This is a genomic window from Pseudomonas phoenicis, from assembly GCF_047302395.1.
Lineage (GTDB): Bacteria > Pseudomonadota > Gammaproteobacteria > Pseudomonadales > Pseudomonadaceae > Aquipseudomonas.
This window is the reverse complement of record NZ_CP154852.1, coordinates 4,454,215-4,476,231: the sequence shown is the minus strand read 5'-3', so window position 1 is coordinate 4,476,231 and position 22,017 is coordinate 4,454,215. Positions and strand designations below refer to the sequence as shown.

21 protein-coding genes are annotated in these 22,017 nt (G+C 65.9%); 10 read left to right on the top strand and 11 right to left on the bottom strand.

Translation table 11 applies throughout. The features are described 5' to 3' along the window. Positions 1-81: 81 nt before the first annotated feature. Positions 82-522, top strand: coding sequence for an L-alanine exporter AlaE (gene alaE / locus AA0Z93_RS20370; protein WP_413047182.1), 441 nt, complete (start codon positions 82-84; stop codon positions 520-522). Positions 523-693: 171 nt separating this feature from the next. On the opposite strand, the gene AA0Z93_RS20365 is transcribed toward alaE, so the two are convergent. Then, complete coding sequence (locus AA0Z93_RS20365; RefSeq protein ID WP_413047183.1) at positions 694-1,677, bottom strand: LacI family DNA-binding transcriptional regulator; 984 nt, start codon at positions 1,675-1,677, stop codon at positions 694-696. Then, a complete protein-coding gene (locus tag AA0Z93_RS20360; protein ID WP_413047184.1) occupies positions 1,674-2,816 on the bottom strand; it encodes an L-dopachrome tautomerase-related protein in 1,143 nt (380 codons plus the stop codon). Before AA0Z93_RS20360 ends, AA0Z93_RS20365 begins: the two co-directional genes overlap by 4 nt. Before the next feature lie 242 nt (positions 2,817-3,058). Between AA0Z93_RS20360 and AA0Z93_RS20355 the strand changes: the two genes are divergently transcribed. The 3 genes from AA0Z93_RS20355 to AA0Z93_RS20345 all read left to right on the top strand — a co-directional run bounded on the left by AA0Z93_RS20355 (position 3,059) and on the right by AA0Z93_RS20345 (position 5,707). Beyond that, positions 3,059-3,919 carry an SDR family oxidoreductase gene (locus AA0Z93_RS20355; RefSeq protein ID WP_413047185.1) on the top strand — a complete coding sequence of 287 codons (861 nt, stop codon included), beginning with the start codon at positions 3,059-3,061 and terminating at the stop codon, positions 3,917-3,919. After that, positions 3,912-5,168: an AGE family epimerase/isomerase gene (locus tag AA0Z93_RS20350; RefSeq protein WP_413047186.1), complete on the top strand. Its 1,257-nt coding sequence runs from the start codon at positions 3,912-3,914 to the stop codon at positions 5,166-5,168. Before AA0Z93_RS20355 ends, AA0Z93_RS20350 begins: the two co-directional genes overlap by 8 nt. Positions 5,169-5,347: 179 nt before the next feature. After that, complete coding sequence (locus AA0Z93_RS20345; protein ID WP_413047187.1) at positions 5,348-5,707, top strand: hypothetical protein; 360 nt, start codon at positions 5,348-5,350, stop codon at positions 5,705-5,707. 445 nt (positions 5,708-6,152) lie between these two features. Here the strand turns inward: AA0Z93_RS20345 and AA0Z93_RS20340 are convergent, their stop codons facing one another. The 7 genes from AA0Z93_RS20340 to AA0Z93_RS20310 all read right to left on the bottom strand — a co-directional run bounded on the left by AA0Z93_RS20340 (position 6,153) and on the right by AA0Z93_RS20310 (position 13,767). Then, on the bottom strand, positions 6,153-6,740 hold the full coding sequence (locus AA0Z93_RS20340) for a sarcosine oxidase (RefSeq protein ID WP_413047188.1): 588 nt from the start codon (positions 6,738-6,740) through the stop codon (positions 6,153-6,155). A 2-nt stretch (positions 6,741-6,742) separates the two neighbouring features. Then, the gene (locus tag AA0Z93_RS20335; protein ID WP_413047189.1) at positions 6,743-9,646 is read right to left on the bottom strand and encodes a 2Fe-2S iron-sulfur cluster-binding protein; all 2,904 of its coding nucleotides are present in this window, start codon (positions 9,644-9,646) and stop codon (positions 6,743-6,745) included. Beyond that, positions 9,643-9,948: a sarcosine oxidase subunit delta gene (locus tag AA0Z93_RS20330; protein WP_413047190.1), complete on the bottom strand. Its 306-nt coding sequence runs from the start codon at positions 9,946-9,948 to the stop codon at positions 9,643-9,645. Before AA0Z93_RS20330 ends, AA0Z93_RS20335 begins: the two co-directional genes overlap by 4 nt. A 15-nt stretch (positions 9,949-9,963) precedes the next feature. After that, positions 9,964-11,205, bottom strand: a complete 1,242-nt coding sequence (locus tag AA0Z93_RS20325; protein WP_413047191.1) for an FAD-dependent oxidoreductase — start codon at positions 11,203-11,205, stop codon at positions 9,964-9,966. After that, positions 11,187-12,098, bottom strand: coding sequence for a bifunctional methylenetetrahydrofolate dehydrogenase/methenyltetrahydrofolate cyclohydrolase FolD (gene folD / locus AA0Z93_RS20320; protein ID WP_413047192.1), 912 nt, complete (start codon positions 12,096-12,098; stop codon positions 11,187-11,189). Before folD ends, AA0Z93_RS20325 begins: the two co-directional genes overlap by 19 nt. Beyond that, positions 12,095-12,961, bottom strand: a complete 867-nt coding sequence (gene purU / locus AA0Z93_RS20315; RefSeq protein WP_413047193.1) for a formyltetrahydrofolate deformylase — start codon at positions 12,959-12,961, stop codon at positions 12,095-12,097. Before purU ends, folD begins: the two co-directional genes overlap by 4 nt. A gap of 212 nt (positions 12,962-13,173) precedes the next feature. Beyond that, on the bottom strand, positions 13,174-13,767 hold the full coding sequence (locus AA0Z93_RS20310) for a helix-turn-helix domain-containing protein (RefSeq protein WP_413047194.1): 594 nt from the start codon (positions 13,765-13,767) through the stop codon (positions 13,174-13,176). A 258-nt stretch (positions 13,768-14,025) separates the two neighbouring features. Here AA0Z93_RS20310 and glnT point away from each other — a divergent pair, with 258 nt between their 5' ends. The 5 genes from glnT (at position 14,026) to AA0Z93_RS20285 (ending at position 19,776) form a co-directional block, all read left to right on the top strand. Continuing rightward, positions 14,026-15,360 (top strand): type III glutamate--ammonia ligase, encoded by a 1,335-nt coding sequence (gene glnT, locus AA0Z93_RS20305; protein ID WP_413047195.1) that lies wholly within the window; start codon positions 14,026-14,028, stop codon positions 15,358-15,360. 111 nt (positions 15,361-15,471) lie between these two features. Further along, positions 15,472-16,377: a class II glutamine amidotransferase gene (locus tag AA0Z93_RS20300; protein ID WP_413047196.1), complete on the top strand. Its 906-nt coding sequence runs from the start codon at positions 15,472-15,474 to the stop codon at positions 16,375-16,377. 22 nt (positions 16,378-16,399) lie between these two features. Further along, positions 16,400-17,074 (top strand): protein glxC, encoded by a 675-nt coding sequence (locus AA0Z93_RS20295; RefSeq protein ID WP_413047197.1) that lies wholly within the window; start codon positions 16,400-16,402, stop codon positions 17,072-17,074. A gap of 15 nt (positions 17,075-17,089) precedes the next feature. Then, positions 17,090-18,415, top strand: a complete 1,326-nt coding sequence (locus tag AA0Z93_RS20290; RefSeq protein ID WP_413047198.1) for an FMN-binding glutamate synthase family protein — start codon at positions 17,090-17,092, stop codon at positions 18,413-18,415. Between the two features lie 59 nt (positions 18,416-18,474). Next, positions 18,475-19,776: an ammonium transporter gene (locus AA0Z93_RS20285; RefSeq protein WP_413047199.1), complete on the top strand. Its 1,302-nt coding sequence runs from the start codon at positions 18,475-18,477 to the stop codon at positions 19,774-19,776. A gap of 189 nt (positions 19,777-19,965) precedes the next feature. On the opposite strand, the gene AA0Z93_RS20280 is transcribed toward AA0Z93_RS20285, so the two are convergent. Beyond that, the gene (locus AA0Z93_RS20280) at positions 19,966-20,442 is read right to left on the bottom strand and encodes a DMT family transporter (protein ID WP_413047200.1); all 477 of its coding nucleotides are present in this window, start codon (positions 20,440-20,442) and stop codon (positions 19,966-19,968) included. Positions 20,443-20,452: 10 nt separating this feature from the next. Then, the gene (locus AA0Z93_RS20275; protein ID WP_413047201.1) at positions 20,453-20,884 is read right to left on the bottom strand and encodes a DMT family transporter; all 432 of its coding nucleotides are present in this window, start codon (positions 20,882-20,884) and stop codon (positions 20,453-20,455) included. Between the two features lie 159 nt (positions 20,885-21,043). Here AA0Z93_RS20275 and AA0Z93_RS20270 point away from each other — a divergent pair, with 159 nt between their 5' ends. Continuing rightward, positions 21,044-21,970 (top strand): LysR substrate-binding domain-containing protein, encoded by a 927-nt coding sequence (locus tag AA0Z93_RS20270; RefSeq protein ID WP_413047202.1) that lies wholly within the window; start codon positions 21,044-21,046, stop codon positions 21,968-21,970. Positions 21,971-22,017: the final 47 nt, after the last annotated feature.

Sequence of the window (22,017 nt, the reverse complement as noted above, 5' to 3'; positions counted from 1 at the left end):
CGCTGCGCGCCACTTTGCACCTTGATCGCATGGCCGACCGCCTTTTATCGGGCGTCGAACCCCCACCCACACGGAAGCGCCATGAACAAACACCTGCCCTTCATCGCCGATACGACGGCGTTGATCATTTTCTTCACGGCCACCGGCGCTTTGAACGAACGGTTCGTTGCGGGAATGACCTGGGAGCAAGTGCTGCACGCCCGGCTCATCGGTGCCGCGTTGATGATCCCCGTTGCCAGGCCCTATGGCCTCTGGCGCGACGTTCTGATGAAGCGCGCCGCGGACACGGTGATGTCCCGACTGATGTGGGACAGCCTGGCGCTCGTCACTTTCCAGGTGCCGATCTATGCGGGCATTATCGCCGCCAGTGGCGCCGAAGGTGAGGGGCTGGTGCGCGGGGTGATCAGCGCGGCATTCATCATGTTGTTGCTGGGCCGCCCGTATGGCGCCTTTCTGAACGGGGTGCGCAAGCTGTTCGGTCTGCCGCCGGGCGGCACCAAGCCAATGTCGTTGGGGGAGTGAAGCCGACTACAGCGTTCCAAACGCTCCGGGCGTCTGCGCCTTTGCGAACACGGCTGCGCGGCTCGCGCCAGAAAAAAAAGCGATCGACTGCGCAAACCGCAGCTGGAAACAAGATAGCCCGCGTCGATACGTCGCCCATCGTGCATTCGCGCTGGCGTATCCGGCGCCTGTTCAGCAGCTCGTACGCCGCACCAGTCGAGGTTCGATGACCCGGGTGCAAGGCGCACATTCGTCGAACCGCAGAAGCAACTCGATGGCCGACCGTGCCATCAGATCGGTGTTCTGGTCGTAGCTGGTCAACGCGAAGCGCGACCACGCTGCCGAAGGCATGTTGTCGTAGCCGATGATGCGAAAGTCCCGTGGCGCGTACAGCCCGGCCTCGGCCCAGCGATCGACCAGGCCGAAGGCGATGAGGTCGTTGCCGCAGAAGATACCGTCGGGGCGCTCGGCCAAGTCGAGCAGCCGCGCGCCTTCCTGCCTGCCCCATTCGTAGTCGTAGCCGCCGTGGCTGACCTGCAAGGACGCGTCGCCGAACCCCTGCACCGTGCTGGCGAAGCCGAGTGCGCGGGCGCTATGGCTCAACGTATCCGCCGGGCCCAGAATACCCGCGAAATGCCTGCTGCCGGAGGCGTGCAGCAACTGCGCAGCCTGACGGCCGGCCTCGGCGTTGTCGGAGTTGACCGCACAGATCCAACGGCTTTGTACGGACGAGTTCAGCGTGACGATGGGCAGGCGATAGCGATCGAGTTCCTGTGCCGCCAGGGCCGAGGAAACGGAGAGGGCGCTGAGTACCCCATCGACCTTCAACGACACTAGCCCGCCCAAGGCTTCGTCGAGGTCGCGGTCGTTGTCGACCCTGACCACCAACGTCTGCTTACTGGCCGCGGCCAGCGCTTGGGTGAAGGACTCCAGCGTCATCGTGTGGAAAGGGTTGTAAAGCCCGCCGATGACCACGGCGACGATGTCGCTCTTGCCCGAGCGCATGATGGCCGGCAGGCGGCTCGGACGATAGCCCAGGCGTGCGGCAGCCGCCTCGACGCGGGCGCGCATGGCCGGCGACACGCTCGCCCCTTCGGCGAACACGCGCGAGACCGCCGATTGGGAAACGCCCGCTTCGCGCGCGACATCGTGTGAGGTGGGCGGGCGCTCACTCATGGTGGGCTGATCGGCACGCGGGCGACGAGGTAGGGCGGTTGGCGGCGGTCGACGCCTGCGTGGAACTGCGGCAGGCGGGTCCACTGCCCGAGTACGACATACACATAGTGCTCATCAGCAAAAATTCCATCGGGCCATATGAAGCGGGGATCTTGGGCGATCGTTTCGAAACTGCCATCCAGGTTGCGGCGAAAGACGGCGTCGTGATCGGCCGCAGTAGTATACAGGCGCCCCCAAGGGTCGGTCGCCATTCCATCCGCCGCACCTTTCTCGCCTAAATCGACGATCGCATCGGCCAACGCGGCGTCGCTCTGGGTAAAGTCGGCCAACAGGGCGGTGGGCAACGCATAGAGTCTGCGGCTGGACAACGCCGCGAAATACAGCGTGCCGTCGTCAGGCGACAACGCTACGCCGTCCACGCCGCCGCCTGGAAAGGCGGAGGGCTTGGCGGATTGTCGCAGCACACGGCCTTCCAGCACCGTCTGGTAGCCGGGGTCGGTCTTGATCCGCGCATCGTCCGCCAGCACCCGGCGCTGTTTCGCGCTGGCGATGTCGACCACCACCAGCGCCGGGTGGCCGTCGAACGAACTGTCGGCGATGTAGGCGGTGCCTTGCTCGCCATGGCTCAGGTCGATACGCAGATCGTTCAGGTGGCTGTCCGCCAGCAAGGCCGACTGGATCAGGACCTTGGCCACGACGTGCCCCGTGGCAGGATCGAAGCCCACGAGCTTGGCGCCCCCAGGCACGATGGCCTGGCCTTTGACCTTGCCGTCGTCGATCACCCACAGCCGGCCTTGCGTATCGGTCGTGATGCCGTGGACGGACACCAACCTCTGCGCAGGATCACCGCTTGTGCTGCTGGCCATCGCAGCATCGGGAAACGGCATCAGGCGACCGTCCTTCCATTCTCCGAGCACGGGGCCTGGGTGGTCGGCGTCGTGTTTCGGAAAGCTCAGGAACAACCGCTCGCCGATCACCGCCACGCCCGAGGGGTCGAGGTCCGCGAGGCGGGCGACGATCTCCACGTTGGCCGTGCGCGGGTGGGTCTGGTTCGCTTCGTGGACATCGAGGAACAAGGGGCTACTGGCCAGGGTCGCGGTGCTGATCAACGACAGGGCGATACAGGCGAATACACGCATGGGAGGGCCATCCAAAATGAAGTCAGGCCCGATCATAGACACCGATGGGATCCGGTTTCAAAGGATTTTGCATCGCGATGCAATTTTTTTGAATCGCGATGCAACGAAATGTTTTCGGCTCGCTCTGTATGCAATGTGAGGGCGTCGACCTTTGGCATGGCGTCTTCACGAGGAGATCCAATGGCGCGAACGGGTCTCGGCACTGCGCGCCAGCCCACCCCCCCTACTCAGGAAAAACGACCATGTTCACACCCTTACCCCAGTCGCAAGATCGCATGCCAGGTCGCGAGTCCGAACTCAATCCGCCGGCCCAGCACATACGCCCGAACTACCGCGGCAGTGGGCGTCTGGCCGGCAAACGGGCCGTCGTCACCGGCGGCGACAGCGGTATCGGCCGCGCTGTCGCCTTGCACTTTGCACGCGAGGGCGCCGACGTCGCGATCGTCCACCTGCCCATGGAAGCCGAGGACGGCCAGCAGACGCTGTCGTTGCTGGAGGCCGAAGGCGTGCGATCGCTGGCGATCGTCGGCGATTTGCGCGATCCGGCGTTCTGCCGCCAGGTCATCGACGAGGCGGTTGCGGCCTTGGGTGGCTTGGACATCCTGGTGAACAACGCGGGCATCCAGAAAGTGGCCGACGACCTGACGGCCGTCAGCGACGAAGATTGGGCATGGCATTTCGATACCAACGTGCACCCCATGTTCAGGCTCAGCCGCGCGGCGCTGCCGCACTTCGGGCCGGGCGCTTCCATCATCAACACCACCTCGGTCAACGCTTACGTGGGCAATGACAGCCTGGTGGCGTATTCCAGCACCAAGGGTGCGCAAGTGGGCTTCACCCGTGCGTTGGCGCTACAGCTGGCGAGCCGCGGGATTCGTGTCAACGAAGTCGCACCGGGGCCGATCTGGACGTCGATCCAACCTGCCGGCTTCGGTCCGATCGATCCGCAGTTGGTCGCTGACATGGGCAAGTCCGTTCCGCTGGGGCGCATTGGCCAACCCAGCGAGGTAGCGCCGGCCTATGTGTACCTGGCCAGTGAGGATGCGTCCTACGTCACCGGCCAGACGATCCATGTGAATGGGGGGATGCCGGTCAATGGATAGGTCCCCTGCACGTCTCGACTGGCTGAGCAGCCCCTCGCACCGTCGATGGCTCGACGATCAGGGCCAGTGGCTGTTGGATTTCTCCAAACGTGCGCGTGTCGAGGGCGGCTTCGCCGCGCTCGACGATGCGGGTCGGGTGTCCGACGGCTCGGCGCAGACGCTCATCACCGCCCGCATGACGCATGCCTATGCCTTGGCCTTCGCCCGCGGCCTGCCCGGCTGCCGTCCCTTGGCCGTGCACGGTGTGACCGCGTTGATGGAAACGCTGCACGACGCCGAGCATGGCGGCTGGTTGCCCGCCGCTGGCGACCGGGCCGGGCGCAAGCAGGCGTATGTGCATGCGTTCGTGGCCTTGGCCGCATCGACGGCGGTCGTCACCGGGCTGCCGGGTGCGACGGCGTTGCTGGAACGCGCGCTGGCCCCGATCGAGCGGTATTTCTGGTCGGAAGAGGAGGGCGTGATGAGCGAGAGCTTCGCCGCCGACTGGAGCAGTGAGGAGGACTACCGCGGTGCCAACAGCAACATGCACAGCCTGGAAATGGCCCTGGCCGTGGCCGATGCATTGGACGCACCGCTCTGGCGCTCGCGCGCACTGCGCATCGCCACGCGCTTCGTGGCGCAATTGGCACGCGCGCAGGATTACCGTCTGGCCGAGCACTTCGACCGGCAATGGCGGCCGCTGCCCGACTACCACCAAGACCGACCCGCCGACGACCTGCGGCCCTACGGCTTGACCCCTGGCCATTTCCTGGAGTGGTCCTTCCTGCTGCTCAAGCTCGAGGCCGCGCTGGAGGCGCAAGACGGTTCGGCACCTGGCTGGTTGTTGGAGAGTGCGACCAGGCTGTTCGAGACCGGTACTCGCATCGGCTGGTCGGTGGACGGGGCGCCAGGCATGGTCTACACCGTCGACTGGCAGGACCGGCCCGTGGTGCACAACCGGCCGCATTGGGTCATGGCCGAAGCCATCAAGGCGGCTCACGCACTTTTCCTGCGCACCGCAGAAGGGGCCTACGCCGATTGGTACGGACGCTTTTGGGATTACACGGATCTGTATCTGATCGATCGGATCAAGGGCGGTTGGCACCATGAGGTCGACGCTTCGAACAGGCCGTCCTCTCGCGTCTATCAGGGCAAGGCCGACCTGTACCATGCGTACCAGGCCACCTTGACCGCAGTGGTGCCGTTGCACCGTTCCGTTGCCACCGCGCTCGTCCGTGGGCAGCGGGCCCAGGCACTGCAAAGCGTTTAGAACGACGGATGCCCTGTAGCGGTCGGTAAAGGACGACCGTCGGCGCTATCCTGGCGAAGGGCAGGTGCTCACCGTGCCTTGCGAGGCGGCGGGCTGGTTGGCCTCTCGGGCCAGCTCACGCCTGCCGCGCACCGCCTGGCCTGACCGGTCGAATCTTACCCATCGCACGAGGTGATCCAGTGAAAAGCCCCATCTGCGCGCTCGCCGCCGCCGTCGTCTTGTCAGGCTGCGCTGCCCAACCCGAAAAACTGGTCATGCAGGCTGCCCAGTACCGTGCGATAGCCCTGTCCTCCACGCTCAGCGAGCAGTGCGCGGCGGCGGGGATGATGGACGCCGACCTGGCCGCCGCGAGCAGCCGGATGCTCAAGGAACGGGTGGCCGACTTCGACTACGATCCAGCCAGATTGCAGGAAGAGCGCCAACAAGCCGCCCTGGAAATCCAGCAGCAGGGCATTTTGACGCGACCTGCCTGCGACGCGCTCGCTTATGAGGTGATGAGGCTCCAGGCAGCCCGTGGGCAGGCCGGCGATGCGCAGTAGAGCCCGACCTCAGCGTGCGTACCAAGCTTGCGCCGGGCTTTTCGTTACTGGTCGCGCTGATCAGCTGCGATGGGCGACAGCGCCGCTCTGGTGGCCCACCTTGCTACAGCAGCTCCACACGCATCGCCCGAGCTGGGCCGGGTTCGCCGTCCATCGCGGCTGAAGCCGCTCCAACAAGCGTTACAGCCGTAGTGGGCGTGCTCCTGTTGGATCGGCTTCAGCCGCGATGGGCGGCGAAGCCGCCCCGATGGCATCACCTCACTGCTACAGGTCGTTCATCCCCTGAACTGGCCCAAACGTGCCGGCCATCGTGGTCATCTGGAATTGCGCACTGGCTGCTCCCACCGGTTGAGTGCCTTCGAGGCTGCCACTCAATCAGCCTTGCATGGCGTGACAGCTCCACAGGCGATCGGCGCTTGACCGACGGATATCGCCTCAGGCGCCTTCAACCGGCAGGCGCACCCGCCACGAACTCCGCCATGGCATCGAGCACGGCGCCCGTGAAGTAACTCAACGATGCGCGATCGAAGAGCAGTGCCAGTGCAGGTCCCCGCTCATCTCCGACGTTGACCGCGATCACGTTGATCCGCGCCGCCGAGGTCTGCGCCACCGCACCGACCGCGAAGGCATCGGCACGCAGGTCGACGCCACAGAGCTTGGCCATCACGGCGCTGCACTGGATGCCGGACAGCTGCAACCAGGCATGGCTGTCCTGGCGTGGCAGCAGGTAGCTGCGCCGTTCATCCTGGACCCACTCGGCTTCTTGCGCCGCAACGCGTGCGCCTTGGTCGTCGCCACTGCCCAAGAGCAGGTACTCGGTCGCCGACAGGCGCGCCACCCAACTGCCGTCGGTCTGGCGCACGGCCTGGTTGGGTCGCTCGGGCAAGCGGTAGCCGAGGGCTTGCAGCGCGTCTGCGCTGTCGCTGCCGCGCAGACCGAAGCGCGGTAGCTCGGTGAGGTCGCTGAGGCTGCAGACCGCTGCGTCTGCCGGCATGGACCCGCGGCTAGGGGCGTGGGTGTTCAGGCTGGTCATGGTCAAAGCTCCTGGCGCAGATTGTCGGGGTCGTGGAAAGGCAGGGGCACTACCGTGGCATGCACCAGCGCACCGCCTTCGACGCGGATCGGGATGTGCATGCCGGGCGTGGCCTGGTGGGCGCCGGCGTAGGCCAGGCCAATGATCTGGTGCAAAGTCTGCGAGTACTCGCAGGACGTGACGTTGCCGCTGATGTCCGCGCCATCGAGCACCAAGTGGCCTTCCAACGGCTGCGGGCTGCCGTGCGGCAAGGTGAAACCGACCAGTTTGCGCTTGAGCGGCTGGGCTTCGAGGATCTCGATCGAGCGCTTGCCGACGAAGAAGGGTTTCTTGCGGCCGATCGCCCAGTGCATGTCGATTTCGCCGGGGTGGGTCATGCCGTCGGTGTCCTGGCCGATGATCACGTGGCCCTTTTCCAAGCGCAGCAAGCGCTGCGTCTCGACCCCGAACGGGCGGATACCCAGGCCGGCACCGGCTTGCATCAGCGCGTCCCACAAACGTTCGGCGTGGCGCGCCGGGACGTGCACTTCATAACCCAGCTCGCCGACGAAGCCGACCCGCAGAATCCGCGCGGCGATGCCCGCCACCTTGCCCAGCCGTACGCCCAAATAGGGGAAAGCCTGGGCAGACAGGTCGACGTCGTCGCAGACCTGCTCCAGCACCTGGCGCGACAGCGGCCCGGCCAGGTTCACCGCGGCCAGGGCAGCGGTGACGTTGGTGATGTCCACGTCCAGACGCCATTGGGCGTTCCACTTGAGCATCTGCTGATAGATGCGATCGACCCCGCTGGTGGTCGCGGTGACATAGAAATGCCGTTCGCTCAGGCGCGCGCAGACGCCGTCGTCGATCACCACGCCGTGCTCGTTGGTCATCAGGGCGTAACGGGTGCGGCCGATGGCCAGCTTGGCGAAGCCGAAGGTGTACAGCCGTTCGAGCAGTTCGGCCGCGTCCGGGCCGCGCACGTCCAGGCCGCCCAGGGTGGAGACGTCGATCAGGCCGACCTTCTCGCGCACGTGCCGGGCCTCGGCCTGCATGCACTGATCGCGCTGCTCGGGCGAGCCGTAGTAGGCCGGGCGCTGCCAGGCGCCGGCGGGCATCATCTTGGCCCCGGCCTGCACATGGCGGCGGTGCATCGGCGTTTGCCGATAAGGGTCGAAAGCGCGGCCGGCGACGTGGGCGAGTTTCTCCGCCTGGAAGGGCGGGCGGGCGGTGGTCACGCCGGTTTCGCCGATGCTGCGGCCGGTGGCCTGGGCCACCAGGCGGGCGGTGGGCAATGCCGAGTGACGGCCCTGCGAAGGCCCCATGCCGACCGTGGAGAAGCGCTTGACCAGTTGGATGTCGCGGTAGCCGCTGCGGGTGGCATTGACGATGTCGCGCACTTGCAGGTCTTCGTCGAAGTCGACGAAATCCTTGCCCTTGGGGTGGGGAAAGATCGGCCAGGGGAAGTTGACCTTGGCTTCGAGTACCGAATCAGGCAGCGCTGGCGCCGGCAGGCCCAGCGCGAGCAAGGCTTGGCCGGCGCTGCGAGTGGCGTCGGCCAGCACGTTGTCGAGGTGGTGGCGGCCGTTGACCGAGCCGGCGATGTCCAACCCGGCGGGCAACTGGTCGATGACGAAGGCGTCGCGCTCGACATCGTAGGCCAGCTTGCCGCCGGCCTGGCACAGCAATTGATACACCGGCATGTAGCCGGCCGACATGCACAGCAGGTCGCAGGCCACGCGCACGCCTTGGGCACCGACCTTGCCCTGGCCGACGATGGGGCGAATGTCCGCGCCACTGACATGGCGCATGCCCGCTTCGTGCAAGGCTTCATAGACGGTGCTGCCCAGGTGCAGGGGGATGGCACGACGTTGCAGTTCGGCGGCCAGGTCGGGGTCGAGTGGGGTGGCGCGCATGTCCACCACGGCCGCCACGGCCACGCCTTGCTCTTGCAGGTCGAGGGCGGCGAGGTAGCCGTCGTCGTGGCCGGTGAGCACCACCGCGCGCTGGCCGGGCTTGACCGCGTACAGCTTCATCAGACGCTGCGCGGCGCTGGTCAGCATCACGCCGGGCAGGTCGTTGTTGCGAAACACCACGGGCTGGTCGAAGGCGCCGGCGGTCACCAGGCAGCGCGTGGCACGCACCTTGTACATGCGCTGGTGCTGGATCACCGGCAGGTAGTTGTCGGTGAACCAGCCGTTGCAGGTGGCTTGCAGCAGCACCTGGATGTTGGGATGGCCGTCGATGGCGGCGAGCAGTTCCTCACGCAGAGCGGTGGCGCGGGTGCCGGCGATGTCGAAGCGGGCGTAGGTGAGCGAGCCGCCGAGCACCGGTTGCTGTTCGATCAGCAGCACCTTGGCCCCGGCGTTGGCGGCTTCCAGTGCGGCGCGCAGACCGGCGGGGCCGGCGCCGACGATGGCCAGATCGACGAACAGATAGGCTTTGTCGTAGTAGCGCGGCTTGAAGTCGAGGTTGAGCACGCCCAGACCGGCTTTCTTGCGGATCAGCGGCTCCCAGCGCTTCCACATGCCCTTGGGCTTGTAGAAGGCGCGGTAGTAGAAGCCCACCGGCATGAAGCGCGAGAACGTGCCGAGGTAGGCGTCGCGGTCGCCGTTCAGGCTGCCGTTGTAGTTCTGCCCTTCGACGTTCAGGCCGTCGCGGGCATGCTCCAGGTCGGCCAGCACGTTGGGCTCGTCGGGCAACTGCACCAGGGTGTTGGCGTCTTGCCCGGCCATGCTCAAGGGGCCGCGCGGGCGGTGGTACTTGAACGAGCGCGACAGCAACCAGCGGCCGTTGCCCAGCAGCGCGCTGGCGATGGTGTCGCCGGCGAACCCGTCACAGGGTTGGCCATCGAAATGGAAACGCACGGGCTGGGCGCGGTCGATCAGCAGGCCCATGGGGGCGGGTAGGCGTACAGGGCTGTTCATCCGGCGATCTCCGGGGTGGCGGCGGGCGTGAAGTCGACGCGGCGGTCGAACAGTTCCTTGGGGTCGAAGGTGCGCAGCACTTGGTCACTGACGGTATGGCGCTCGGCCAGGAACCAGTAGCTCGACGCGTTGTGCAGCCACCATTCGGTGACCACACCGGCCTGGTTGGCGCTGTTGAACACGTAGTCGGCCCATTCGAGGTCGCTGCAGGTGGCCGGGTCGGGCATGGGTTTGAGCTCGCCGCCGTAGGAGAATTCGCTGATGTTGCGTGGCCCGTTCAAGGGGCAGGTCAGAATCTTCATCGTCTCGTGCTCCTGTCAGTGGCTCGCGGCCGTGGCGCCCATTTCGTTGACTTGCTGGAAGCGGCTGAAGCGCTCCAGGGCGAAGGGGGCGATCAGCTCGGGCACCTTGCCGCCGCTGGCCACCAGTTCGGCCATGCTCTTGCCGCAGATGGGCGTGGCCTTGAAGCCCCAGGTGCCCCAGCCGGCGTCCAGGTAATAGTTCTCGACCGGCGACAGGCCCATGATCGGGCTGTAGTCGGGGGTCATGTCGGTGCTGCCGGCCCATTGGCGCATCAGCTTGGCGTTGGCCATGAACGGAAACATTTCGATGGCATGGGCCAGCAGGCTTTCCTTGAGGTCCAGGGTCGAGCGGCTGCCGTACAGCGGATAGGGGTCCGAACCACCGCCAAAGACGATTTCGCCACGGCTGGTCTGCTGCACGTAGCAGTGCAAGGCCGAAGAACTGACCAGCGGGTCGAGGAACGGCTTGAAGGGCTGGGTGACCATGGCTTGCAGCGGGTAGGTCTGGATCGGTGCGCGGATGCCGGCCTTGTTCATCAACAGCGAACTGGCGCCAGCCACCGCCTGCACCACACAGCCGCACTGCACGGTGCCGCGGTTGGTCTTGACCGCTTCGATGCGGCCGTTGCGGATCACCAGGTCCTGCACGTCGGTGAGCTGATGGATCTCCACACCGCGCTTGGCCGCCTGCTTGGCGTAGCCCCAGGCCACCGCATCGTGCCGTGCGGTGGCGCCGTCGATGTGCCAGAGCCCAGCCAGCACCGGCAGATGGCCGGGGTCGAGGTTCAGGCTGGGCACCAGTTCGCGGATCTGTTGGCGGTCGATCATTTCGGTGCGGCCACCGAAATGCTTGTTGACCTCGGCGCGTTGGCGGAAGGCACGCACGGTGGCGTCGGTGTGGGCGAGGGTAAGCTGGCCGCGTTCGGAATACATGATGTTGAAGTCGAACTCGTTGGACAGGTTCTGGAACATCCGCACCGATTCGGCGTAGAAGCGCACGCCCTCGCTGGTCAGGTAGTTGGAACGGATCACCGCCGTGTTGCGCGCGGTGTTGCCGCCGCCCAGGTAGGCCTTTTCCAGCACCGCGACGTTGCTGATGCCGTGGTACTTGGCCAGGTAGTAGGCGATGGCCAGGCCATGGCCGCCGCCGCCGACGATCACCACGTCATAGCGTGGCTTGAGCTCGCAGGGCGGTGGCAGGTCGACTTCGACGGGATAGTCGGCGCTCAGGCCGTGTTTCAGCAGGGCGAAGGGCATGGGGTGCGCTCCTGGCGAGTGGCCTGTTGCTGCAGCGCGTAGGCCAGCAGCGTGTTTTTCAGCAGGTAGGCGATGGTCATCGGGCCGACGCCGCCAGGTACGGGTGTGATGGCCGCGACCTGGGGCAGGGCGGCGGCGAAGTCGACGTCGCCGACCAGGCGGCTACGACCGTCTTCGTCGATGCGGTTGATGCCGACATCGATCACCACCGCGCCGGGCTTGAGCCAGTCGGCACCGATCAGGCGCGGCTTGCCCACCGCCGCCACGAGGATGTCGGCCTGGCGGCACAGCGCCGGCAAGTCGCGGCTGCGCGAGTGCACCGTGGTCACCGTGCAGTCGGCTTGCAGCAGTAGGGCGGCCATGGGTTTGCCGACGATGTTCGAGCGGCCCACTACCACGGCGTGCTTGCCGCGCAGCTCGCCACAGGCTTCGCGCAGCAGGCGCATGCAGCCGCTGGGGGTGCAGGGGGTCAGCACTTCGCGGCCCTGGGCCAGACCGCCGACGTTCTCGCTGTGAAAGCCGTCGACGTCCTTGAGCGGGCTGACCGCCTGCAGGACGCGGTGTTCGTCGATGTGCGCCGGCAACGGCAACTGCACCAGGATGCCATGCACCTCTGGATCTTGGTTGAGCCGTTCGATCAGGCCCAGCAGCTCGGCTTGGCGGATGCTTGCAGGCAAACGGTGTTCCAGCGAACGGATGCCTACTTCGTCGGCGCGCAGCACTTTGTTGCGCACGTACACCTGGCTGGCCGCATCCGTCCCCACCAGCACCACGGCCAGGCCCGGTTGCGCACCGTGCTGGCGCAGCGCATGCACCTGCTCGCGCACTTCGGCCAACACGCGCGTCGCGCTGGCCTTGCCGTCGATCAACTTGACGCTGGGCATGGCGTTCATTTGAAGATCACCGTGCGGTCGTGGTTGAGGAACACTCGGTGTTCGAGGTGGTACTTGACCGCACGGGACAACGCGATGGTCTCGGTGTCGCGGCCGATGGCGACCAGGTCTTCGGGGTTGTAGGCATGGTCCACGCGTTGCACTTCCTGCTCGATGATCGGGCCTTCGTCCAGGTCGCTGGTGACGTAGTGCGCCGTGGCACCGATCAACTTGACGCCGCGCTGGTAGGCCTGGTGGTAGGGCTTGGCACCCTTGAAGCCGGGCAGGAAGGAATGGTGGATGTTGATCGCTTTGCCGCTCAGCTGGCGGCACAGGTCGTCGGAGAGGATCTGCATGTAGCGCGCCAGCACCACCAGCTCGGTGCCGGTCTCTTCGACGATGCGCATCAGGGCGGCTTCCTGCGCCTGCTTGGTGTCCTTGCTCACCGGCAGGTAGATGAAACGTATGCCCTGGCGTTCGGCCATGGCCCGCAGGTCGAGGTGGTTGGAAACCACAGCGGTGATGTGCATGTCCAGTTCGCCCTTGGCATGGCGATAGAGCAGGTCGGCCAAACAGTGGTCGAACTTGCTGACCATCAGCAGCACGCGGGTCGGCCGCGCGCTGCAATGCAGGCTCCAGGCCATGTCGAAACGACTGGCGACATCGCCGAAACCCGCTTCCAGCTGCGCCGTATCGGCACTGGCGTCGGCGTCGTAGCGGAACACCGCACGCATGAAGAAGCGGCCATTGTCCTCGTCGTCGAACTGCGCCATTTCGCTGATGTAGCAACCTTGCTCGGCGAGGTACGTGGTCACTGCCGCGACGATGCCGGACACCGCCGGGCAACTGACGCGCAGGATGAAGTGGTCGGGAGCGGGGTGCATGCTCGGGTCCTCGTGATGAAGTGGGGCAGGTCGGGCACAAGGGCGAAAAGGGGTGGTGCAAAATAATTCTTCTCAGGAATATTAATTTCCTTTTGCGGTTTTATAGGCGAAGTCGATGGCCAGGTCTATACCTGGGATGAAATTTATTATCTTGCTAGGAAAGATTGTGAGGGGTGGTCAGTGCGACGACCGCTCCGTTCAGCGGATCATCGTCATTCGGCGCCGTAGTTGATGACCGACAGCATCCGAATCGGCACTTGCACCAGTTCCTCCGGCCCATGGGGTGTTTCCCCATCGAAGCTCAGGCTGTCGCCAGCTTGCATCCGGTACAGCTGGTTGCCGTGTCGGTACACCAGCTCGCCTTCCAACAAGTGAAGCAGCTCGGTGCCGGGATGGGAGAAGGTCGGAAATTCCTCGCTGGCATCGTCCATGCTCACCATGTACGCCTCGAAACTCTTCCTCGGGCCGCGAGTGTGGTTGAGCAATTGGTAGGTATGTCCCTTCTCGGTACCGCGGCGCACCACCTCCATGCCTTCGCCGGCCTTGACCAGCAGCGCGTTGCCGTCGGGCTGGTCGTATTGCGCGAACAGCTTGGACATGGGCATCCCCAGCACGTCGCACAAGCGGCTGAGGCTATCCAGGCTGGTCGACACCTGAGCGTTTTCGATCTTGCTCAACATGCCCTGGCTGATGCCGGCGATGCGCGCCACATCGGCCAGTTTCAAGGCCTGCGCCTGACGTTCACGCTTGAGTTGCAAGCCGAGGAACTGCTCGAGGCGCAGTCGGGGTTCGGTCTCGGTGGACATGTAGGCTCCTGCACGTTTTCGGCTCAAGAATATTATTTTCGCACCAGGAATTAGCACGAAACCCTGGCCCACTGCCAGGTTTCTTCCGGTGAAAAGAAGTTTCCCATATAGACAGAGGAAAAAGCGCGTTTTCCGCGATTTCGAGCCCAGCCAGCAAAGTTGGCAAGCCCGTTGCATTCCTGTGATGAAAGTAAATTTCCTGATTGGAAATACCCACTGGCCCACCTCGCCGTGCCCTCATCCAGGAGTGATCAACCCATGTTGCCAGCAGACACCCAGCGCATCCTCGACCAGTTCGGCATCAAGTACGTGCTGGCGCAATTCGTCGACATCCATGGCTCGGCGAAGACCAAATCGGTGCCGGTCTCGGGCTTGAAGATGGTCGCCGAGCAAGGCGCCGGTTTCGCCGGCTTCGCCATCTGTGGCATGGGCATGGAGCCGCACGGCCCCGACTTCATGGCGCGCGGCGATCTGTCCACGTTGACGCCGGTGCCTTGGCAGCCTGGCTACGGCCGCGTGGTCTGCGTAGGCCATGTCAATGGCCAACCCTGGCCGTACGACCCACGCTACGTGTTGCAGCAGCAGGTGCAACGCCTGGCCGACAAGGGCTGGACGCTCAACACCGGCCTGGAACCGGAATTCAGCCTGTTCCGCCGTGACGAGCAGGGCAAGCTGCAACTGGTGGACGCCTCCGACAACCTCGACAAGCCCTGCTACGACTACAAGGGCCTGTCGCGCTCGCGGCTGTTCCTCGAGCGCCTGACCGAGGCCCTGCAACCGGTGGGCTTCGACATCTATCAGATCGACCACGAAGACGCCAACGGCCAGTTCGAGATCAACTACACCTTCAGCGACGCCATGGAGTCGGCCGACCGCTTCACCTTCTTCCGCATGGCCGCCGGCGAGATCGCCAACGATCTGGGGATGATCTGCTCGTTCATGCCCAAGCCCGACCCCAAGCGCGCCGGCAACGGCATGCACTTCCACCTGTCGCTGGCCAGCGACAGCAATCCCAACCTGTTCCACGACGACAGCGACAGCAGTGGCATGGGCCTGTCCAGGCTCGCCTACCACTTCGCCGCCGGGTTGATGGCCCATGGTCCTGCGCTATGCGCCTTCGCCGCGCCTACGGTGAACTCGTACAAGCGCCTGGTCGTCGGCCGCTCGTTGTCCGGCTCGACCTGGGCGCCGGCCTTCGTCGCCTGGGGTGCCAACAACCGCTCGGCGATGGTGCGCATCCCTTACGGCCGCCTGGAGTTCCGCCTGCCCGACGCCGGCTGCAACCCGTACCTGGTCACCGCCGCGATCATCGCCGCCGGCCTGGATGGCATCGACCGCCAGCTGGAGCCTGCGCCGATGTGCAACGAGAACCTCTACAGCCTCGGCCTGGACGCCATCGCCGCGCGCGGCATCGCCACCTTGCCACAGTCGCTCAAGGAAGCGGCCGACGCGCTGGAGGCCGACCCCTTGTTCCGCGAGGTGCTGGGCGCCGAGATCGTCGACGAATTCATCAAGCTCAAGCGCATGGAATGGGTGGAGTACAGCCGCCACGTCTCGGACTGGGAAATCCAGCGCTACACCGAATTTTTCTGAACAGCGCGCGCCAGGCGACGCCCGGCCGCCACCCCACACCCTTTGCCGTTCACCACGGACACCTTGCAGCGTGCCGCTCGCCGCGCGCTGCCCAACGAAAGTGAGGCGCTTATGTGCGGAATCGTAGGTCTGTACTTGAAGAAACCCGAGCTCGAAGCCCAGCTCGGCCGGTTGTTCGAACCCATGCTGCAGGCGATGACCGACCGCGGTCCCGACAGCGCGGGGTTCGCCATCTATGGCGATGAGGTGGCCGACGGTTGGCTCAAGCTGACCCTGCAAGCCACCCGTGCCGACTACCCCTGGGCAGCCCTGATGGGCCAGCTGGAAGCGCGCCTGGCCTGCTCGCTGGACTGGTTCCAGAACGCCAGCGCCGCCGTGCTCAAGGTGCAGACGAGCGAGGCGGCGGCGCGTGCGGCGCTGGCCGAGTTCGCCGACGAGGTGCGCATCATGAGCGCCGGGCAGAGCATCGAGATCCTCAAGGGCATGGGCCTGCCGGCCGAGATTTCCAGCCGCTTCGGCCTGGCTGGCATGCAGGGTAGCCACATCATCGGCCACACCCGCATGGCCACCGAGAGCGCCGTGACCATGGAAGGCAGCCATCCGTTCTCCACCGGTGCCGACCTGTGCCTGGTGCACAACGGCTCGCTGTCCAACCACTTTCGCCTGCGCCAGGTGCTCAAGGCCCAGGGCATCAGTTTCGAAACCGACAACGACACCGAAGTCGCGGCCGGCTACCTGACCTGGCGTCTGCAACAAGGCGACACCCTGGCCCAGGCCCTGGACGGTGCGCTGCAAGACCTGGACGGCTTCTTCACCTTCGCCATCGGCACGCGCAACGGTTTTGCCGTGATCCGCGACCCGATCGCCTGCAAGCCTGCGGTGCTGGCCGAAACCGACGACTACGTGGCCATGGCCTCGGAGTACCAGGCCCTGGCCAGTCTGCCGGGCATCGACAAGGCCAAGGTCTGGGAGCCGGCACCGGCCACCCTGTACGTCTGGGAGCGCGAAAGCGCCTGAGCCCGAATCACTGGAGACAGCCATGAAAACGATCGACCTTTCCAGCGCCTCGGTGCGCGACCTCAACCAGGCCCTGCACGGCGACGTGCAAGACCGCGAATGGCGCGTCAGCCACCCGGCCGGCAAGCACAACCTGGCCGTGGGCATCGACCAGGCGATTTCGGTGGATATCGATGGCCACGCCGGCTACTACTGCGCCGGCATGAACCAGCGGGCCGACATCACCGTGCACGGCAACGTCGGCGTGGGCGTGGCCGAGAACATGATGTCCGGTTCGGTGCGCGTCAAAGGCAGCGCATCCCAGGCGGCCGGCGCCACTGCCCATGGCGGGCTGCTGGTGATCGAAGGCGATGCCGGCGCCCGCTGCGGCATTTCCATGAAGGGCGTGGACATCGTGGTCGGCGGCAGCATCGGCCACATGAGCTGCTTCATGGGCCAGGCCGGGCGCCTGGTGGTGTGCGGCGACGCCGGCGACGCCCTGGGCGACTCGCTGTACGAGGTGCGCATCTACGTCAAGGGCTCGGTGCAGTCGCTGGGTTCGGACTGCATCGAAAAGGCCATGCGCGCCGAGCACCTGAAAGAGCTGCAAGCCTTGCTCGACCAGGCGGGCCTGGCGCACCGGGCCACCGATTTCAAACGCTACGGCTCGGCCCGTGAGCTGTACAACTTCAAAGTCGACAACGCCAGCGCGTACTGAGCCAGGAGCCTACCCATGAGCGAACAATTTCCCCCCGTGCTGCGCGAATCGGCCACCTTCGACCGGCTGACCATCCAGGAGATCCAGCGCGCCGCCGAGACCGGCATCTACGACATCCGCGGCGGCGGCACCAAACGCCGCCTGCCGCACTTCGACGACTTGCTGCTGCTGGGCGCCAGCGTCTCGCGCTACCCGCTGGAAGGCTATCGCGAGAAGTGCGGCACCGACGTGGTGCTGGGCACGCGCTTCGCGAAAAAACCGATCCACCTGAAGATTCCGGTGACCATCGCCGGCATGAGCTTCGGTGCGCTGTCCGCCAATGCCAAGGAAGCCCTGGGCCGCGGCGCCACCATCGCCGGCACCAGCACCACCACCGGCGACGGCGGCATGACCCCGGAAGAACGCGGTCAGTCGCAGCATCTGGTGTACCAGTACCTGCCGTCGCGCTACGGCATGAACCCCGACGACCTGCGCAAGGCCGACGCCATCGAGATCGTCCTGGGGCAGGGCGCCAAGCCGGGTGGCGGTGGCATGCTGCTTGGAATGAAGGTCACCGAACGGGTGGCCGGCATGCGCACGCTGCCGATCGGCGTCGACCAGCGCAGCGCCTGCCGCCACCCCGACTGGACCGGCCCGGACGACCTGGCGATCAAGATCGCCGAACTGCGCGAGATCACCGACTGGGAGAAACCGATCTACGTGAAGATCGGCGCCAGCCGTCCGTATTACGACGTCAAGCTGGCGGTCAAGGCCGGAGCCGACGTGATCGTGCTCGACGGCATGCAGGGCGGCACGGCGGCGACCCAGGAGGTGTTCATCGAGCACGTCGGCATTCCCATCCTGCCGGCCATCCCGCAAGCGGTGCAGGCCTTGCAGGAGATGGGCATGCACCGTCAGGTGCAATTGGTCGTCTCCGGTGGCATCCGCAACGGCGCCGACGTGGCCAAGGCCATGGCCCTGGGCGCCGATGCGGTGGCCATCGGCACCGCTGCGCTGGTGGCGCTGGGCGACAACCACCCGCGGCTGGACGCGCAACTGCGCGAAATCGGCTCGGCCGCAGGGTATTACGACGACTGGCAGAACGGCCGCGATCCGGCCGGCATCACCACCCAGGACCCGGAGCTGGCCAAGCGTCTGCATCCCGAGGAGGCCGGCCGGCGCCTGGCCAACTACCTGCGGGTGCTGGTGCTCGAGGCGCAGACCATGGCCCGGGCCTGCGGCAAGTCGCACCTGCACAACCTCGACCCGGAGGATCTGGTGGCGCTGACCGTGGAGGCCGCCGCCATGGCCCGCGTGCCGTTGGCGGGCACCGCCTGGGTACCGGGGCAAGTCCGGTACTGACCCACGCTCATACCGCCGGCCCGCAGGCCGGCGGTGTTCATTCGTACAGGAGCGGACCCATGAAGCGTGCCCTTGGCGTATTCGCGTTGACCGTCGCGCCGCTGGCCCAGGCGGCCGAGCCGGGCCTGGACACCGGCAACACGGCCTGGATGATCTGCGCGGCGATGTTCGTGCTGCTGATGTGCTTGCCGGGCCTGGCGCTGTTCTACGGCGGCATGGTGCGGGCGAAGAACTTCCTATCGGTATTCACCCAGCTGTTCGCCGTGGCAGGCGTGATCGGTGTGCTCTGGGTGCTGTTCGGCTACAGCCTGGTGGTCAGCACCCAGGGCATGGCGGCCGGGCAGTTGACCCTCAACAGTTTCATCGGCGGCCTGGACAAGGCGCTGATGCTGGACATCGGCCACGACAGCCTGGTGGGCAGCATTCCGGAAGGGGTGTACGCGGTGTTCCAGCTGACCTTCGCCATCATCACCCCGGCGCTGATCGCCGGCGGCTTCGCCGAGCGCATGAAGTTCGCTGCGGCCTTGCTGTTCATGGCGCTGTGGTTCGTGCTGGTCTATGCGCCCATCGCCCACATGGTGTGGGGCGGGCCTGGCGCCTTGATGGTCGATTGGGGCGTGCTGGATTTCGCCGGCGGCACCGCCGTGCACATCAATTCGGGCGTCGCTGCGCTGGCAGCGGCATACATGCTCGGCAAGCGCAAAGGCTACCCGCACGTGGCGATGCCACCGCACAACCTGGGCCTGACCCTGGTGGGCGCGGGGTTGATCTGGGTCGGCTGGTTCGCCTTCAACGTGGGTTCGGGCCTTGCCGCCAACCAGGGCGCGGGCGTGGTGATGCTGGCGACCATGGTGGCGGCCTGCGCGGGCATCGTCGGTTGGCTGCTCACCGAGTACCTAGTGGACGGTCGGCCCACGGCGCTGGGTGCAGCGTCCGGTGCGTTGGCCGGGCTGGTCGGCATCACCCCGGCGTGCGCCTTCGTCGGGTCGCTCGGTGCGCTGGCGATCGGCATCCTCACCGGCGTGGGCTGTTTCTTCGCCGTGACTCGGCTGAAGCGGGCACTGGGTTATGACGACAGCCTGGACGTGTTCGGCTTGCATGGGGTAGGCGGGATGATCGGGGCGGTGCTGACCGGTGTGTTTGCGGCGCCGTCGCTGGGTGGCTATGTGGAAGGCATCACGCCGGGGCGGCAAGTGCTGGCGCAGTTGCAAGGAGTGGGTTTCACCTTCGTCTACTGCCTGGTGGTGAGCCTGGCGATCCTCGCGGTGCTCAAACTGGCCATCGGTTTGCGTGTCGACCGTGAAGACGAGGAAGAAGGGCTGGACCTGACGACGCACAATGAACGGGCCTACAACCTGTAGGTAGAACCGCCGGGTGGCACGGCCTGCCGCGCCGGCGCCTGTGGATGGCGAGCGTCCGAGCCAGGGGCTGGCCTGATGCCAGTCAGTTGAGCCGGAGTGGTGTCACTTGGGGCCGCTTAGCGGCCCCGATTGCTTGACTGATCGGCATTAGGGGCTGGCCTGGCTTGGGTCGACGCGAGCGGTGTGGCGCTAGGCCGAGGCGCGTGTCGCGCCGGCGGCCCGCGCGGCCGTATTGCTCTTGTAGATCAACACCAGTGCCACCGCCAGCAGGGCGATGGCGACCTTGCGCGAGGTGTCCAGTTCGATCACCGCATTGCCGAACCAGCCGAAGTCGTCGATCAGCAGGCTCATCAACAGCTGCCCGCTGATCACCGCCACCGTCGCCGCCGCGGTGCCGATACGCGGCACGGCGAAGACGATCACCAGCATGTACACCACCCCGAAGAACGCACCGGTCACCTGCCAACGCGGCACGCTGAACAGGTTCGTCGCGTGTTGCGGTTCGAACAGGAAGGCATACAGAAAACTCACCATCGCACCCATCACGAACGTCAGCCAGGCGCTTTCCAGCACGCCTACCTGATGCCCCAGGCGCCCATTGATGGCGGACTGCGCGCACAGCACCGCGCCGCCCAGTACTACGATCACCAGCATGATGAACAGCATCGATTTCCCCTTACGAATTGATCAGCCACAGCGCGCCGAGGATCGCCACCAGGGCGCCCAGGCGGTAGCCGTCGACCGGTTTCTTGTCTGCGCCCAGCCAACCGAAATGGTCGATGACCAGGCTGGCCCCCACCTGGCCGAACAAGATGCCGACCATGGTCAGGCCGACACCGATGTGCGGCGTGGCCAGGGTCAGGGCGCCGACATAGAGCGGGCCCAGTAGGCCGCCAGCCAGCATCCAGCGCGGCTTGGCGAACATCGCCGCCAGCTTCGGCCGGCCGAAGATCAGGCCGAAGGTCAGCAGCAGCGAGCCCAGGCCGAAGATGCCGAACACCGCCCAGCCGTGGCCGACGGTTTCGCCCAACGGGCCGAGCAGCCCGGCTTCGACGGAAAGCCCCATGCCGGCGAGCACGACGAGGGGTACTGTCCAGAGTTGTTGCATGACGGTGGATCTCCTGAATCGAGGGCGGCATGGTATTTCGGTGCGCTAATCGCCACAATTGCGGCTCGTAGCAAAACACCATTGCTGTAATCGCAATGCTCAAGTCCCTCTCACGGGCCTTTGCCGACCGCCACCGGCTCATCCGTTCCAAGGACCGACATGCAACTCAAAGCCCATCGCTTCTTCGTCATGGTCGCCGTGACCGGCAGCTTCGTCGCCACGGCCCGGCACTTCCAGGTGCCGGCTTCATCGGTCTCGCGGTTCATCGCCGCGTTGGAGAAAAGCCTCGGGCAGCAATTGCTCTATCGCAATACCCGTGGCGTGCGGCTGACCGAAGCGGGGGAGCGCTACTACTACCAACTGCGCGAAGTGCTCGAGCTGCTCGATGCCGCCGACGAGTCGCTGCAGGGTAGGCCCGATGCCGTACAGGGGCTGGTGCGCATCAATGCGCCGGTGGCCTTGGGCAAGTTGCAGATCGCCGGCCTGCTCAACCGCATGGCCGACACCTACCCCGACATCACCATCGAGTTGACCTTGACCGACGCCTTCATCGATCCGGTCCAGGAGGGGGCCGACATCACCTTGCGCGTCGGGCACCTCGAGCCGTCGGGCCTGATCGGCCGCCAGGTGGCCGAGCAGAAGTACGTGCTGGCGGCCAGCGCGGCCTACGTCGAGCGGTTCGGCGCCCTCGCTTGCCCGCAGGAATTGGCCAAGCACCGCTGCCTGGTCTACAAGGGCCTGGCGGGTGCGCAGCGCTGGTTCTTCTGGCAGGCGCCGCAATCGACGCCGCAGGTCATCGACGTGCAGGGGCCGCTGCGCAGCAACGATGCGCAGGTCCTGGTGGCCGCCGCCCAGGCAGGCCGTGGCATCGTGCTGTTCCCGACCTGGCTGTACGACAAGCATGCCTTCGCCAGCGGGCACATGGTGCGGCTGCTGCCGGACTGGACGGCCGCCGTCGAGGCCGATCCGGGTGCGATCCACGTGCTGTCGCCGCAGAGCCGCCTGCGCTCGCGCAAGGTCAGCGCCGTGACCCGGTATCTGATCGAGGCCATCGGCGAGCCGCCTTATTGGGACGAGCTGGCCTGAGCCTGGAGGAGCGGATGGTTGCGCGACGCGCCAACCCTGAGTCCTTC

Excerpts from the sequence above, each read along its gene's own strand:
- AA0Z93_RS20325 (WP_413047191.1), bottom strand. The coding sequence starts at position 11,205 with ATGCCCTTCGCCCTGCTGAAACACGGCCTGAGCGCCGACTATCCCGTC.
- AA0Z93_RS20275 (WP_413047201.1), bottom strand. The coding sequence starts at position 20,884 with ATGCAACAACTCTGGACAGTACCCCTCGTCGTGCTCGCCGGCATGGGG.
- AA0Z93_RS20280 (WP_413047200.1), bottom strand. The coding sequence starts at position 20,442 with ATGCTGTTCATCATGCTGGTGATCGTAGTACTGGGCGGCGCGGTGCTG.
- alaE (WP_413047182.1), top strand. The coding sequence starts at position 82 with ATGAACAAACACCTGCCCTTCATCGCCGATACGACGGCGTTGATCATT.
- AA0Z93_RS20270 (WP_413047202.1), top strand. The coding sequence starts at position 21,044 with ATGCAACTCAAAGCCCATCGCTTCTTCGTCATGGTCGCCGTGACCGGC.
- AA0Z93_RS20295 (WP_413047197.1), top strand. The coding sequence starts at position 16,400 with ATGAAAACGATCGACCTTTCCAGCGCCTCGGTGCGCGACCTCAACCAG.
- AA0Z93_RS20310 (WP_413047194.1), bottom strand. The coding sequence starts at position 13,767 with ATGTCCACCGAGACCGAACCCCGACTGCGCCTCGAGCAGTTCCTCGGC.
- AA0Z93_RS20365 (WP_413047183.1), bottom strand. The coding sequence starts at position 1,677 with ATGAGTGAGCGCCCGCCCACCTCACACGATGTCGCGCGCGAAGCGGGC.
- AA0Z93_RS20360 (WP_413047184.1), bottom strand. The coding sequence starts at position 2,816 with ATGCGTGTATTCGCCTGTATCGCCCTGTCGTTGATCAGCACCGCGACC.
- AA0Z93_RS20335 (WP_413047189.1), bottom strand. The coding sequence starts at position 9,646 with ATGAACAGCCCTGTACGCCTACCCGCCCCCATGGGCCTGCTGATCGAC.
- glnT (WP_413047195.1), top strand. The coding sequence starts at position 14,026 with ATGTTGCCAGCAGACACCCAGCGCATCCTCGACCAGTTCGGCATCAAG.
- AA0Z93_RS20330 (WP_413047190.1), bottom strand. The coding sequence starts at position 9,948 with ATGAAGATTCTGACCTGCCCCTTGAACGGGCCACGCAACATCAGCGAA.
- AA0Z93_RS20355 (WP_413047185.1), top strand. The coding sequence starts at position 3,059 with ATGTTCACACCCTTACCCCAGTCGCAAGATCGCATGCCAGGTCGCGAG.
- folD (WP_413047192.1), bottom strand. The coding sequence starts at position 12,098 with ATGAACGCCATGCCCAGCGTCAAGTTGATCGACGGCAAGGCCAGCGCG.
- purU (WP_413047193.1), bottom strand. The coding sequence starts at position 12,961 with ATGCACCCCGCTCCCGACCACTTCATCCTGCGCGTCAGTTGCCCGGCG.
- AA0Z93_RS20290 (WP_413047198.1), top strand. The coding sequence starts at position 17,090 with ATGAGCGAACAATTTCCCCCCGTGCTGCGCGAATCGGCCACCTTCGAC.
- AA0Z93_RS20300 (WP_413047196.1), top strand. The coding sequence starts at position 15,472 with ATGTGCGGAATCGTAGGTCTGTACTTGAAGAAACCCGAGCTCGAAGCC.
- AA0Z93_RS20350 (WP_413047186.1), top strand. The coding sequence starts at position 3,912 with ATGGATAGGTCCCCTGCACGTCTCGACTGGCTGAGCAGCCCCTCGCAC.
- AA0Z93_RS20285 (WP_413047199.1), top strand. The coding sequence starts at position 18,475 with ATGAAGCGTGCCCTTGGCGTATTCGCGTTGACCGTCGCGCCGCTGGCC.
- AA0Z93_RS20340 (WP_413047188.1), bottom strand. The coding sequence starts at position 6,740 with ATGACCAGCCTGAACACCCACGCCCCTAGCCGCGGGTCCATGCCGGCA.